Below are 284 nucleotides of genomic sequence, written 5' to 3' on the forward strand. Positions count from 1 at the left end.
TGCAGCTTAGCTACACGGATACGTTGTTTATTCCAACGCCCTGAACCTTTTGTACGTCTTGATAATACTCGTTGAGCATTTGCTAATCGGTCTAACATTTCACGATAGAACTTAGGATAATTGGCTCTCTCATCCTCAGAACTGACGTATAATCCATCCATCGCAAAGTCTAATCCAACAACTGTTTCTACTTCTTTTTGTACGATCTCTTTTTCGTATTCAGTCAAAATGGACACATAGTATTTACCAGTAGGTGTCATAGAAATCGTACATGACTTGATTAT

General features: G+C 38.0%; 1 protein-coding gene. It reads right to left on the reverse strand.

Going from position 1 to position 284, the window contains the following annotated elements; genetic code table 11:
* On the reverse strand, positions 1–284 hold a 284-nt coding region (locus tag HFD78_RS29200), incomplete at both ends, for a transposase (RefSeq protein ID WP_191968159.1).

The sequence above is a fragment of the Bacillus sp. EKM501B genome (genome assembly GCF_011800505.1).
In the GTDB taxonomy this organism is placed as follows: Bacteria; Bacillota; Bacilli; order Bacillales; family Bacillaceae_G; genus Bacillus_A; species Bacillus_A cereus.